Genomic DNA, 13,815 nt, shown 5'->3' on the forward strand with positions numbered 1-13,815 from the left:
GCGTCGGTAACGCCGTCACTTCGCAAACGACCGCGTCGGCGGCAGATGCAGCGCCCAGGCATCGACCTTGTCGCTGGCGCGCGGATAGATCTCCGTCACGATCGGATCGTGGCCGGGGATGAACCGATCAGGATGGCCGGCGAGGCGCTCGATCGTTTCCCAGCCGACCGCCATGTCGCCGACATTGTAGACGATCGGGAACGGGCTCTTGCGCTGCAGATTGGCGTAGTAATGCGCGGCATCGGACGCCAGCACCACCGGCCCGCGCGCGGTTTCGACCCTGACCACCTGCAAGCCGTCGGAATGGCCGCCGACACGGTGCACGGTGACGCCGGGCGCGACCTCGCCGTCGCCCGAATAGAAAGTGACGCGCTCGCCGTACACATGTCGCACCATTTGGGTGACGTGCTCGACCGAGAACGGATGTCGCAGCAGGCCGTTGCACATGCAGCGCCCCGTCGCATAAGCCATCTCGCGCTCCTGGAGATGGAAGCGCGCATTCTGGAAGCGATCGAGATTGCCGGCATGGTCGTAATGCAGATGCGTCACGATGACGTCGCGAATGCTCGACGCCGCGACGCCAAAGCGCTCCAGCGCATCGACCGGATTGAGCGTCAGCTTGCGCGCCCGTGCGCTCGCCTCCTCGGCATTGAAGCCGGTGTCGACCAGGATGTCGCGGCCTCCCCCGCGGATCAGCCAGACGAAATAGTCGAGGTCCTGCGCCGCGCTGTCATGCGGATCGGGTTGAAGGAAGTTCATGCTGGGGGTGCGCGGCGACATCGTCGCATAGCGCAGGGCGTAGATTTCGTAGGCGTTTCCCATGATTCCTGCTTTTTGCTTTGCTTTTCTGAGTGGACCTTCCGGGACGATCCTGCGCACCAAGCCATTGTCCGCTGCAAAGGTCAAACGCCCCGCGGCGCGACGGAGGCATGCCCTCAATGTGAGACCAATCACATTTTCGTCGCCATGGCGGCCCTAACGTGCCGCCGGTAAGATCGAGCCGGATCACGTCGAGCACAAACATGACAGCCTGTTTATTCCCCCTGCGGCGCACCCGGGCGTTGCGGTCAATCGTCGCGATAACGCCGAATCTCCAAGTGGTTGACGCCTCCCGTCCCCGGTTTGATAATGCAGGAAGCGTAAGTTAAGGTCGCCGCGGCGCAAGCTGGTAACGGCGCCTTTTTGGCTGGACCGCGCTGATTATGAAAATTCGCTTCTTTCTTCTTCTGCCCTTGCTCATCTCGCTCGTCCCGACTGCCCCATCGCTTGCGGCCGGTGACCGCTTTGCGCTGGTCATCGGCAACGCGAAGTACCCGGATGCGGATGCCCCGCTGAAGGAACCGATCAACGATGCCCGCGACGTCGCCGACGAGCTCAAGCGCGACGGCTTTTCGGTCGAGATCGCCGAGAATCTGACCGGCGACGGCATGCGCCGCGCCTTCGACAAGCTCTACGGCAAGATCAAGCCGGGATCGGTGGCGCTGGTATTCTTCAGCGGCTTCGGCATCCAGTCGGCGCGCCAGAGCTACATGCTGCCGATCGATGCGCAGATCTGGACCGAATCCGACGTGCGCCGTGACGGTTTCAGCCTCGAGACCGTCCTCGGCGAGCTCAACACCCGCGGCGCCGGCGTCAAGATCGCGCTGATCGACGCCTCCCGGCGCAATCCGTTCGAGCGCCGGTTCCGCAGCTTCTCGGCTGGCCTGACCCCGGTCATCGCGCCGAACGGAACGCTGGTGATGTATTCGGCGGCGCTGGCCTCGGTGGTCTCCGACGCCGGCGGCGAGCACAGCCTGTTCGTCCAGGAGCTCCTGAAGGAAATCCGGGTCCCCGACCTGATGGCCGAGGAGACGTTGAATCGCACCAAGATGGGCGTGACCCGCGCGTCGCGCGGCGAGCAGGTGCCTTGGATATCCTCTTCATTGGCCGAAGATTTCTCGTTCAGCCCGGGAGCTGGCGGGTCGCGTCCGGCACCGGCGACGCCGCCCGCGCCTCCCGCGCCGCCGCCGGTCGTCGCCAACAACCCGCCGCCGTCACCGCCCGCGCCGCCGACACCGCCTCCGCCGCCGAAGCCGGCCGACACCGCTGCGGCGCCCGCGCCTGCTTCTCCACCTCCTGCGCCTGCGCCGGCCCCCACGCCGAAGCCGCAGGTCGAGGCCGCCCTGCCCCCGCCGCCACCGCCGGTCAAACCGATTGATCCCGCTCCGGCACCGAGCACCGACAGCGGGCCGAGCGCTGCCGCGCTGGCCGACGATCCAACGATCAAGAGCCTGACCTCCAAGATCGCCGCCAATCCTGATGACGTGAACGCGCTGTACCGGCGTGGCCAGGTCTATGCCAGCAAGGGCGCCTACAACCTTGCCATCAAGGATTTCGACGACACGCTCCGGATCAACACCAAGGATGTCGAGGCGCTGAACAACCGCTGCTGGACCCGCACCGTGGTCGGCGACCTCCAGGGCGCGCTGAAGGATTGCAACGAGGCGTTGCGGCTGCGGCCCAACTTCGTCGATGCGCTGGACAGCCGCGGGCTCGTCAACCTCAAATCGGGCGCGGTCAAGAATGCCATCGCCGATTTCGATGCGGCCCTCAGGATCAACCCGCGCCTGACCTCCTCGCTCTATGGACGCGGCCTCGCCAAGCAGCGCAATGGCTCAACCCAGGAAGGCGCGCTCGATATTGCCAATGCCAAGGCGATGGATCCGAACATCGTTCAGGAATTCGCAAGCTACGGAGTGCGCTAGTATTTTTTTGAATTGAGGCAGGCGGCGCCTCGAACCCCTGGTGGCCCAGGGAAGACTAACGAACGGATGCCGCAGGCAGCCTTCCCCGGGGGGCTCATTGCAGGAATTTTGGCAGGAATTTTGGAACCGCGCGAGCTGGCTGCGCAGGAGGGACTGGTTATGAAATCGGCTGCAAAGGGACTTACCGCGATCCTGTCCATCATCACTCTTGGCATCACTCTTGGCGCCACGCTGTCGCTGCCGGCCTCGCCGGCCTTCGCTGGCGATGACGGCAACAGCAAGAACGTCACCGAGGACGATATCGTCCGCGCGCTGGCGCCGCCGGCCAAGAAGCCCCTGACCCGCGGCCTCTCGATCGCCCCGCAGGCCGATCCCGCGCCGAACGCGGCCGAGACCAAGCTGATCCAGTCGGTGCGCGGCCGCTCGACGCGTTCGCTGTCCTCGACCGAGCGCGAGGAAATCGCGTCGGTCGCCAAGGACAAGCCGAACATCGATCTCGAAATCACGTTCGACTACAACTCCGCCAATATCAGCGCCAAGTCGATGCCGTCCGTGCAGGCGCTCGGTCGCGCGCTGACCAGTCCCGACCTGAAGGGCTCCACCTTCGTGGTCGCCGGTCATACCGATGCCGCCGGCGGCGAAACCTACAACCAGGACCTGTCGGAACGCCGCGCGGATGCGATCAAGCGCTATCTCGTCGACAAGTACAGCATCTCCGCCACCGACCTCGTCACCGTCGGCTACGGCAAGAGCAAGCTGAAGAATCCGAGCCAGCCGATGGCGGAGGCCAACCGCCGCGTCCAGGTCGTCAACATGGAAAACAAGACCACCGCATCGAAGTGAGCACGACGCAATCCTCTGAAGTGACAAGTCGTGATGTGGTGTAAAGTCTCGCCCCCAAAGCGCGTCCCGCGGCCTTGCGGGACGCCGCTTTGTTTCAGGGAAACGTTCTCGATGGGCCTCGCGCGGATGGCCGTGAGCCAGGCCAGGATGATCCGGCGATGAACCTCTCCGAATATCTCAAGCCTGCCGGAACGGTGGTGTTCTTCGTCGCGCTCGGCGTCGGCTATTACCTGTTCGAGCATCGGAAGCGCGCCGAGCCGAAGGAAACGCAGAGCGAGGCGCTCGTCATCGTGACGAAGTCGACCAATGCCTGCTTCTCCGACCTCGTGCGGGTGACCGGCTTCTTCGTGCCGCGCCGCGAGGCCGTGGTCATCGCCGACCAGGAAGGATCCAAGGTCACCGATCTCTTCGTCACCGAAGGCACCGTCGTTGCCGACAACCAGGAGCTGGCGCGCCTGACCGCGCCGCCGCAGATCCCGGGCCAGCCGCAGAGACCCGGTCCGCAAGGCCCGATCTCGCTGAAGGCACCTGCGCCGGGCCTCATCACCGAAGTCCGCACCATTGTCGGCGCGCCCGCTTCACCGCAGGCCGGCCCGATGTTCCGCATCGCCGTCAACAACGAGATCGAGCTCGATGCTCAGGTTCCGGCGGTGCACATGCCCAAGCTCAGTTCGGGCGCCACCGTGCGCATCAGCCGCGACGACGCGCCCGATTTGATCGGCCGGGTCCGGCTGGTTGCGCCCGAAATCGACCGCGCCACGCAGCTCGGCCGCGTCCGCATCAGCGTCACCAACAATCCGTCGCTGAAGGTCGGCGTATTCGCCCGCGCCTCGATCGACGCCAAGCGAAGCTGCGGCGTCTCGATCCCCAAGACCGCGATCGACCATCTCACCATTCAGGTCGTCAAGGGCAACACGATCGAGACGCGCAAGGTGCGGGTCGGGCTCTCGTCCGACAACGCGACGGAAATCCTGGAAGGCCTCGACGTCGGCGAAATCGTCGTGGCCGACGCCGGCTCTTCGCTCCATGACGGCGACCAGATCAAGACCATGTTCGCCGATGAACTCGATCGCACGCGGGTACGCTGATGGCTCTCAATATCTCGGCTTGGTCGATCCGGAATCCGCTGCCGTCGGTCGTCTTCTCGATCATCCTCTTGATTCTCGGCTGGGTGTCTTTCACCAAGCTCGCGGTGACGCGGCTGCCTTCGGCCGACATTCCCGTGATCTCGGTCGTGGTATCGCAGTTCGGCGCGGCGCCCGCCGAGCTCGAATCGCAGGTGACCAAGACGGTCGAAGACGCCGTCTCCGGCGTCGAGGGCGTGCGGCACATTACCTCACAGATCACCGACGGTGTGTCGGTCACCACCATCCAGTTCGCGCTTGAAACCAACACCGACCGCGCGCTCAACGACGTCAAGGACGCGGTGACGCGTGTCCGCTCGAACCTGCCGCAGAACGTCACCGAGCCGCTGATCCAGCGCGTCGACGTCATCGGCCTGCCGATCGTCACCTACGCCGCGATTTCGCCCGGCAAGACGCCCGAGCAGCTCTCCTATTTCGTCGACGACGTGGTTAAGCGCGCGCTGCAAGGCGTGCGCGGCGTCGCCCAGGTCGAGCGCATCGGCGGTGTCGAGCGCGAGATTCTTGTTTCGCTCGATCCCGACCGCCTGCAGGCGATGGGGCTGACCGCGGTCAATGTCAGCCAGAGCCTGCGCGGTACCAATGTCGACGTCGCCGGCGGCCGGGCCGAGATCGGCAAGAACGACCAGGCGATCCGCACGCTCGCCGGCGCAAAGACGCTGAGCGATCTTGCCGGCACCATGATCCCGCTGTTCGGCGGCGGCGAGGTCCGGCTCGACGATCTCGGCACCGTCACCGACACCATCGCAGACCGCCGCACCTTCGCCCGCTTCAACGGCGAGCCGATCGTCGCGCTCGGCATCAAGCGCTCCAAGGGCGCCAGCGACGTCAAGGTGGCCGAGGCCGTGCAGAAGCGCATCGACGTACTCAAGGCCGCCTATCCCGACGTCGACCTGAAGGTGATCGACACCTCGGTCGAATATACCAACGGCAATTACCACGCGGCGATCTCGACCCTGTTCGAAGGCGCCATCCTCGCCGTCGTCATCGTGCTCTTGTTCCTGCGCGACCTGCGCGCCACCATCATCGCCGCGATCTCGCTGCCGTTGTCGATCTTCCCGGCGTTCTGGGCGATGGACCTGCTCGGCTTCTCGCTGAACCTCGTCAGCTTCCTCGCCATTACGCTGTCGACGGGTATTCTGGTCGACGACGCCATCGTCGAGATCGAGAACATCGTCAGGCACATGAACATGGGCAAGTCGCCCTATCGTGCCGCCCTCGAAGCCGCCGACGAGATCGGCCTCGCGGTGATCGCGATCTCGCTCACCATCATCGCGATCTTTGCACCGGCGAGCTTCATGTCGGGTATCGCCGGACAGTTCTTCAAGCAGTTCGGCATCACCGTCTCGGTGCAGGTGTTCTTCTCCCTGCTCGCGGCGCGCTTCGTCACGCCGGTGCTCGCCGCCTACTTCCTCAAGCCTGGCACTCACGAAGAACCGCCGCCCGGCCGCGTGCTGCGGTCCTATCACAGGATCGTGGCCTGGTCGGTAAAACACTATTTCATCACGGTGCTGGTCGGCTTCGGCGTCTTCGCCGCCTCGATCTGGAGCATTACGCTGTTGCCGCAGGGTTTTCTGCCGGCGCAGGACAGTTCGCGCTCGCTGCTTGCCCTCGAGCTGCCGCCGGGCACCCAGCTCGCCTATACCGAAAAGGTCACCGAGGACATCGTCGCGCGCCTGCGCAAGCGGCCCGAGGTGAAGAGCATCTTCGTCGACGGCGGGCGCGTTCCGCCGGGCACCCAGGAAGTCCGGCGCGCCGCGCTGATCATCAATTACACGCCCAAGGATGCCCGCGACATCACCCAGCGCGAGCTCGAATTCTCGATCAGCCAGGAATTGGAGAACATTCCCGACATCCGCTTCTGGTTCCTCGACGAGAACGGCCTGCGCGCTATCTCGCTGGTCGTGACCGGTGTCGACGCCAACATCGTCAACAATTTCGCGAGCGAGCTCGCGACGCAGATGAAGCGGATTCCCACCATCTCCAACGTGATCTCGGAAACCACGCTGGAGCGGCCGGAGCTGCGCGTCGAACCGCGCGCCGATCTCGCCGCGCGGCTCGGGGTCTCGACCGAAAGCCTGTCGCAGACCATCCGCGTCGCCACCATCGGCGATGTCGGACCCGCGCTCGCCAAGTTCGACGTCGGCGACCGCCTGGTGCCGATCCGCGTGCAGCTCGAGGATGCCGCGCGCGGCAATCTGAAGACGCTGGAGCAGTTGCGCGTCCCGCTCGGCGAGCACGGCGAGAAGGGCGGCGTGCCACTCTCGGTCATCGCCGACGTCAAGCTCGACCAGGGTCCGACCAGCATCAACCGCTACGATCGCGAGCGGCAGGCGACCGTCGCCGCCGACCTCGTCGGTTCGGCCGCGCTCGGCGACGCCACCAAGAAGATCTACGACCTGCCGGTGATGAAGAGCCGGCCGAAGGGCGTGAAGGTCTCTCCCTCCGGCGACGCCGAAAGCCTGAACGAACTGTCCGACGGCTTCGCCACCGCGATCACGGCGGGCCTGATGATGGTCTACGCCGTGCTGGTGCTGCTGTTCGGCACCTTCCTGCAGCCGATCACCATCCTGTTCTCGCTGCCGCTCTCGATCGGCGGCGCCATCGCGGCCCTGCTCATCACCGGCAAGCAGCTCACCACGCCGGTGTGGATCGGCATTCTGATGCTGATGGGCATCGTCACCAAGAACGCGATCATGCTGGTGGAGTTCGCGATCGAAGCCATTCACGCCGGCAAGCCGCGCGAAGAGGCGATGATCGACGCCGGCATGAAGCGCGCCCGGCCGATCGTGATGACCACGATCGCGATGGCCGCGGGCATGATGCCGAGCGCGCTCGCGGTCGGCGCCGGCGGCGAGTTCCGCTCGCCGATGGCGCTCGCGGTGATCGGCGGCCTGATCTTCTCGACCATCCTGTCGCTGGTGTTCGTGCCCGCGATGTTCATGGTGATGGACGATCTCGGCGCCCTGATCTGGCGCTTCGCCAAGCGGCTGATCGTCCACAGCGAGGATGCCGAGACGGACGGTCATCACGGAGCGGCACCAGCACCGAAAGACGTCGCCCACCGTGCTGCGGAGTAAAATTTAGGCGAGCGGCCGGAGGGGCGCGTCAACGCAGGGCGCCTTCAAGGCGCTATGTTACCCAATAACTTTCGCGCGGACACGCTCGATCCTGCTGTCTGCACCGGCAAGCCCTGCATTCGTGGGCTGCGTTCGGCTGATCCCTACTCGTTCCGCGCGATCGCGGTCAGCTTGGTCATGTTCCGCAGCAGGATGCGGCCGCGCTGGAGATCGAGGATCGCTTCCTTGCGCCAGGCCTGCAGCTGGCGGTTGACGCTTTCGCGGGCGGCGCCGACGAAGACGCCGAGCTGCTCCTGCGAGATGTGCACCTCGGAACCGAAATCGGCGGCGAGTGCGCAGAGCCGCCGCGCGAGGCGCACCGGCAGCGGCTGCAGCATGGATTCCTCCATGCGCTCGCTCTGCCAGCGGATGCGCTGGCACAGCAGCGCGATGATCTTGATCGCGACCTTCGGCTCGCGTTCGAGGAAGCTGAGAAAATCTTCGCGCCGCAGCACGAACAATTCGCTGGCCTCGCCCGCGGTCGCATCCGCGGTCCGATTCTGGCCGTCCAGCACCGCGACCTCGCCGAACAGGTCGCCCGGGCCCATGAAATTGAGCGTCAGCCGGCTGCCGTCGGAGGCACCTGTCTCGATGCGGACCTGGCCGCGGCGCACGCCGAACAGCGCGTTGCCAGCATCGCCCTTCTGGAACAGCACCTCGCCATTCCCCAGATGCTGGGTGTGACAGAGATTGGACAGCCGCTGGAGCTCGTCTGCACCGAGATCCGCGAACATCGCGTTCATCTTCAAAATGACCGCAAATTCGGCCTGCTTGCTCATTTCAATGTCCTTGTGAAGTCCTGGTCAGTCATCTTGTCAGACGCTTGGCAAATCGCTTGAAACCATCACCATCAGGATCGCGTAAAACCGCGCCGGGGAAGTGTGTCATAAGTCACATAACTTTGCAGCACCCCCTGACTATTTTTACGCGCTTGGAGCCGCTTCCCGTCCGGGGATAAACTCGGCCGTGAAGGATGGATAGCCGGCGGGATTCGACGCCGATCGTCCGTCAGTGGAAAGTCGAGATGAGAGCAGTAAAATTCGCCGGCGCGGCATTGGCCGCCGTCATCGTCGTGATCGCACTCCTGCTGGTGGTCGGAATCCCCTCGGGCTTCCTGACGTCGACGATCGCCTCGCGCGTCGAGAGCGCGACCGGCTATCGTCTCTCGATCGACGGCACCACGAAGATCAGCCTGTGGCCGACGTTGAACGTCACCCTGAACGACCTCTCGCTTGCCGACCCCCGGGATCGCAGCGGCATCACGCGCGTGACGGTCGACAGCGTGCAGGTCGACATGTCGCTCTCCAGCGTGTGGTCGGGCCGCCCTGAGATCCGCGAGCTGATCGTCACCCATCCGGTGTTCTACCAGCCGCTGCTGCGTGAACGCCTGCCGAATCCGAGGGGGTCGTCGAAGCCGCTCGCGCTCGATGTCGGCGGGGCATCCATCGACCGCATCAAGGTCACCGACGGTGAGGTCGCATTCGCGCGCGTGCGCGACCGTGTCGAGGGCCGCATCAGTGCCATCAACGCGGAGGCGACCATCGGCCGCGACCGCAAGGTCAATGTCACCGGCACCGCGCGCGTCGGCGACCACCCGACCAAGTTCGACATCAAGGCGACCACGCCGGCGCCACCGGCCGACCGGCCGACGATCCCGGTGGATTTCGCCATCGACATGCCCGACGTGTTGAAGTCTCAGCTCACCGGCCATGCCGAGATGCGAATGAACGGCGACGTCGTGATGATCAACGGCGTGAATGGCCGGCTCGGCGATGGCACATTCAACGGCTGGGCTTCGGTCGACATTGCGAGCAAGCCGCTGGTCAAGCTCGACCTCGACTTCCAGCGACTGGCGATCCCGCTGGCGAAATCGCCGGAGGGCGCAGCCGGGCAGCCCTGGAGCAATGCGCCGATCGACGTCTCCGGGCTCAATTATGTCGATGCGCAGGTGCGTATCTCGGCGAACGAAGCCGTGATCGGCGATGCCCGCATCGCGCCGCTGGCGCTCGATGCGAAGCTCGCCGGCGGCGTGCTGAAGGCCGGCACCGCCAATCTCGGCGCCTATGGCGGCCAAGTCTCCGGCGAGGTGATCCTCGATGCAACCACCGGTGCGCCGAGCTTTGCGATGCATTCCGATCTCGTCGGCGTGCGTGCGCTGCCGCTGCTTCAGGGCCTTGCCGAATTCGACCGCATCGACGGCAAGCTGCAGGCCAAGCTCGCTCTTCGCAGCGCGGGCACCAGCCAGCGCGCGCTGATGGCCAACATGCAGGGCACGGCCTTCGTCAATTTCCAGGACGGCGCCATCCGCGGCATCAATGTCGCGCAGATGATCCGCTCGCTGACATCGGGCACGCTGTCCGGCTGGCAGGACAACCAGAATGCCGGCCAGGAGCAGAGCACGGATTTGTCGCAGCTCTCGGCCTCCTTCCGCATCGACAAGGGCCAGGCGGTGACGACAGATCTCAACCTGATCGGGCCGCTGGTGCGCGTGACCGGTGCCGGCACCATCGCGCTCGACACCAAGATGATGGGCTTTCGCGTCGAGCCGAAGCTGGTGATGACGACCGAAGGCCAGGGCCGCGCCAATGAGCCGGTCGGCTTCGGCATTCCCGTGATGATCCAGGGCAGCTGGTCGCAGCCCAAGATCTACCCTGATATGGCCGGCATGCTGGACAATCCGGATGCCGCCTATGCCAAGCTGCGCGAGATGGGCAAGGGCCTGTTCGGCCCTGATGGCGCCGGGCTCGGCAACATTCTGGGGAGTTTGGGTCTCGGTGGCACGACTGCACCCGGCGGCAACGCGGCCGGCAACGCCAATCCGCAAGCCCAGCAGCCGGGGCAGAACAATCTGCTCGGCGGCCCCTTGGGCGAGGCCATCGGCAATTTGATTCAGCAGGGACTTTCCAGCGGCGCGGGAAGCAGCACGGGTGCCGCACCAAGCGGCGGCCGCAGCCGCAGCCTGCCGGCAACGCCGTCCACGCCGTCCACGCAGGCCTCGCCCGCGGCTCCAGCCCTTGAGGACCCGCCGGTCGCGCAGCAGGACAGTCAGCCAATGAACGACGTGCTGCGGCAACTCTTTAACCGGTGATTGGCGGGCTGGGCTCCACGGCAATCCCCTTACATCAGCTTCCCCGCCACCGGCTTCCTCCGAACGGATGAGGCTGCGGCAATTCACCGGCCTTCCGCCGGCCCCGGCGTCCACAGGGAGTAACCACGCCGGCCGGTCCCCGGCCCGCGCGGCGGTCCTTTGGCCCAAATTGTGATAGAACGGCCGGGAAGGGCCTGCACGGCCCGTGAGCGCGCAGCGTCGATGGCGGCGCGAGAGGATCGGGATGGCAGGAGCGAACGACAAGACACGGTTTCTGCGCGAGGGCCTGTTCGCCAAATACGTCGTCTCCCTCGTCGGCCTCGTCGTGTTCGTCCTCGCCGTCAACGGCGCGATGGAGACCTGGATCTCCTACCGCGCCACCAAGACCCAGCTGACCGACGGGCTGGAGGACAAGGCGCAAGCCGCCGCCCGGCGGATCGAGCAGTCGATCTCGGAGCTCGATCGCCAGATCAGCTGGGTGACGCGGGCGAGCCAGGACACCCTCGAAAAGCGCCGCGCCGACTACGCGTCGCTGCTGCACCAAGTCTCGGTCGTCAACCAGCTGTTCCAGCTCAACGGCGAAGGCCGCGAGGTGCTGCGCGTCTCCCGCCAATCGACCACGACCGGCAGCAATGCCGACCTCTCCCGCGACATGCGCTTCACCGACACCGTCGCCCGCGGCGTCAGCTATGCGCCGGCCTGGTTCGCCGACCGGACGCCGTTCATGTCGATCTCGGTGGCGCATTCCGGCTTCAATGCCGGCGTCACCGTGGCCGAGATCGATCTCAGCTTTCTCTCCGATTTCCTGTCCGACGCGCAAGTCGGCAAGGCCGCCTTTGCCTATGTCGTCGATCCCCGCGGCCGCGTGCTGGCGACGTCGTCGAAAGGGCCCGATGTCGGCAAGGATTTGTCGAAGCTGCCGCAGGTGGCGGCCGCGATCGCGCCTGGCCATGAGGCCGACAGTTCGGGCACCGACTTCAACGGCCATGCGATGATGAGCGCGGCGAGCACGGTGCCGAAACTCGGCTGGAGCGTGCTGTTCGAGCAGCCGACCACGCAGGCCCTGACGCCGATCCGCGACCAGCTGGTGCGCATCGCGCTCCTGATCGGCATGGGTCTCATGGTCGCGATCCTCGCCGGCACGCTGCTCGCCCGCCGCATGATCATTCCGATCACCGCGCTGCGCGACGGCGCCTACAGGCTCGGCGAGGGCGATTTCAGTCACCGCATCGAAGTGCGCACCGCGGACGAGCTGGAGGACCTCGCCGGTCAGTTCAACCGCATGGCCGGCCAGATCCAGGAGACCTATTCGGACCTGGAGACCAAGGTCGAGGAGCGCACGCGCGATCTGGCGCAGTCGATCAACGAGCTGAAGGTGCTGGAGGAGGTCGGCCGCGCCGTCGCCGCCTCGCTCGATCTCAACGCCGTGCTGCCGACGATCGCCGCGCGCGCGATCGAGATCACCCATGCCGATGCGGTGCTGATCTACGGCTTCGATGCCGAGAGGCGCCGCTTCAACCTGGTCGAGGCCAACGGCATCGACAAATCCCCCGACGGCGCGCATGTCACCATCGACGAAGGCGAGAACATCCTGAGCGATGCCGCCGAAAGCGGCGAGCCGATCGCGATTGCCGAACTTGGCGCGGCCGCCGAGCAGCCGCTGCGCGAGGTCGCCATCGCGGCCGGCTTCCACTCGGTGCTGGTGGTGCCGCTGGTCGACCAGCAGGGCACGCTCGGCTCGCTGGTGGTGCTGCGCCGCGCGAGCGGCGAGTTCGCCGCCAGCATCATCGGCCTGATGCGCACCTTCGCCAACCAGGCCGTGCTGGCGATGCGCAATGCGCGGCTGTTCACCGAGGTCGACCAAAAGAGCCACGCCCTGGAGACGGCGAACGAGACCGTGCGCGCCCAGGCGGACAAGCTGCGCGAGCAGACCGAGCAATTGAAGAACTGGAACAAGTCGCTCGAGGAGCGCGTCAAGACCCAGCTCGGCGAGATCGAGCGCATCCGCAAGCTGGAGCGTTTCCTGGCGCCGCAGGTGGCGCAGCTGATCGCCTCCTCCGACAGCCCGGAAGGGCTGCTCACCAGCCAGCGCCGCGAGGTGACCGTGGTGTTCTGCGATTTGCGCGGCTTCACCGCGTTCACGGAGGCGACCGAGCCGGAAGAGGCGATGAACGTGCTGCGCGAATATCACGCCGCGCTCGGCAAGCTGATCTTCAAGTACGAGGGCACGCTCGACAAATATGCCGGCGATGGCGTGATGATCCTGTTCAACGCGCCGATCCAGTTCGAGGACCACACCAAGCGCGCCGTGAAGATGGCGGTGGAGATGCGCGACACCATCGGCCCGCTGACCGAGCGCTGGCGCAACCGCGGGCACAGCCTCGGCTTCGGCATCGGCATCGCGGTCGGCTATGCCACGCTCGGCCAGGTCGGCTTCGAGCAGCGGCTGGAATATGCCGCGATCGGCAGCGTGACCAACCTCGCCTCGCGCCTGTGCGGCGAGGCCAAGCCCAACCAGATCGTGGTGAGCCGCCGCGTCTACGGCATCGTAGAGCCCTGGGTGGAAGCGCGCGCCCTCGATGATCTCCAGCTCAAGGGTTTCAATCATCCCGTGCTCGCGATGGAGATCTTGAACTGGCGCGAGGAAGTCGAGAACGTGGTGGACGCCTCAGTGGCGCGGCGCCGCGGTTAGCTCTCTCGCTCGCCTCGCATGGTCTGGCATTGCCTGCTATCGCTTACAAACAGCATGTCGCGATCCCGCGGCACATGGCGCCCGGGTTTTTGCTTGGTCTCGGCACCCTTCGAAGTGGAAGGGCGCAGGGAAGACCGGGCACCGGCTGGCACCCGCAAGACCCCTGTGCGTGAGTGCGTGATAGTCG

Annotated in this window: 8 protein-coding genes; 6 read left to right on the top strand and 2 right to left on the bottom strand. The window is 65.6% G+C overall.

All coding sequences use genetic code 11. The features are described from left to right. Positions 1-15 precede the first annotated feature (15 nt). Positions 16-822 (bottom strand): N-acyl homoserine lactonase family protein, encoded by an 807-nt coding sequence (locus tag GDN70_RS01625; RefSeq protein WP_038973092.1) that lies wholly within the window; start codon positions 820-822, stop codon positions 16-18. A gap of 380 nt (positions 823-1,202) precedes the next feature. Here GDN70_RS01625 and GDN70_RS01630 point away from each other — a divergent pair, with 380 nt between their 5' ends. From GDN70_RS01630 to GDN70_RS01645, 4 genes are all read left to right on the top strand, one after another. Further along, complete coding sequence (locus GDN70_RS01630; protein WP_038973091.1) at positions 1,203-2,744, top strand: caspase family protein; 1,542 nt, start codon at positions 1,203-1,205, stop codon at positions 2,742-2,744. A 159-nt stretch (positions 2,745-2,903) separates the two neighbouring features. After that, a complete protein-coding gene (locus tag GDN70_RS01635; protein WP_038950746.1) occupies positions 2,904-3,587 on the top strand; it encodes an OmpA family protein in 684 nt (227 codons plus the stop codon). 158 nt (positions 3,588-3,745) lie between these two features. After that, positions 3,746-4,675: an efflux RND transporter periplasmic adaptor subunit gene (locus GDN70_RS01640; protein ID WP_152102085.1), complete on the top strand. Its 930-nt coding sequence runs from the start codon at positions 3,746-3,748 to the stop codon at positions 4,673-4,675. Beyond that, positions 4,675-7,809, top strand: a complete 3,135-nt coding sequence (locus GDN70_RS01645; RefSeq protein ID WP_028143893.1) for an efflux RND transporter permease subunit — start codon at positions 4,675-4,677, stop codon at positions 7,807-7,809. The genes GDN70_RS01640 and GDN70_RS01645 overlap by 1 nt, the downstream gene beginning before the upstream one ends. Positions 7,810-7,952: 143 nt before the next feature. On the opposite strand, the gene GDN70_RS01650 is transcribed toward GDN70_RS01645, so the two are convergent. Beyond that, positions 7,953-8,627, bottom strand: coding sequence for a Crp/Fnr family transcriptional regulator (locus GDN70_RS01650; protein WP_028143892.1), 675 nt, complete (start codon positions 8,625-8,627; stop codon positions 7,953-7,955). Between the two features lie 245 nt (positions 8,628-8,872). Here GDN70_RS01650 and GDN70_RS01655 point away from each other — a divergent pair, with 245 nt between their 5' ends. Both GDN70_RS01655 and GDN70_RS01660 read left to right on the top strand, forming a co-directional pair. Next, positions 8,873-10,936 (top strand): AsmA family protein, encoded by a 2,064-nt coding sequence (locus GDN70_RS01655; protein WP_152102086.1) that lies wholly within the window; start codon positions 8,873-8,875, stop codon positions 10,934-10,936. A gap of 244 nt (positions 10,937-11,180) precedes the next feature. Next, the gene (locus GDN70_RS01660) at positions 11,181-13,628 is read left to right on the top strand and encodes an adenylate/guanylate cyclase domain-containing protein (RefSeq protein WP_152102087.1); all 2,448 of its coding nucleotides are present in this window, start codon (positions 11,181-11,183) and stop codon (positions 13,626-13,628) included. The last annotated feature ends 187 nt before the right edge of the window (positions 13,629-13,815 follow it).

It is taken from the genome of Bradyrhizobium sp. TM102 (genome assembly GCF_009176685.1).
Lineage (GTDB): Bacteria > Pseudomonadota > Alphaproteobacteria > Rhizobiales > Xanthobacteraceae > Bradyrhizobium > Bradyrhizobium ottawaense.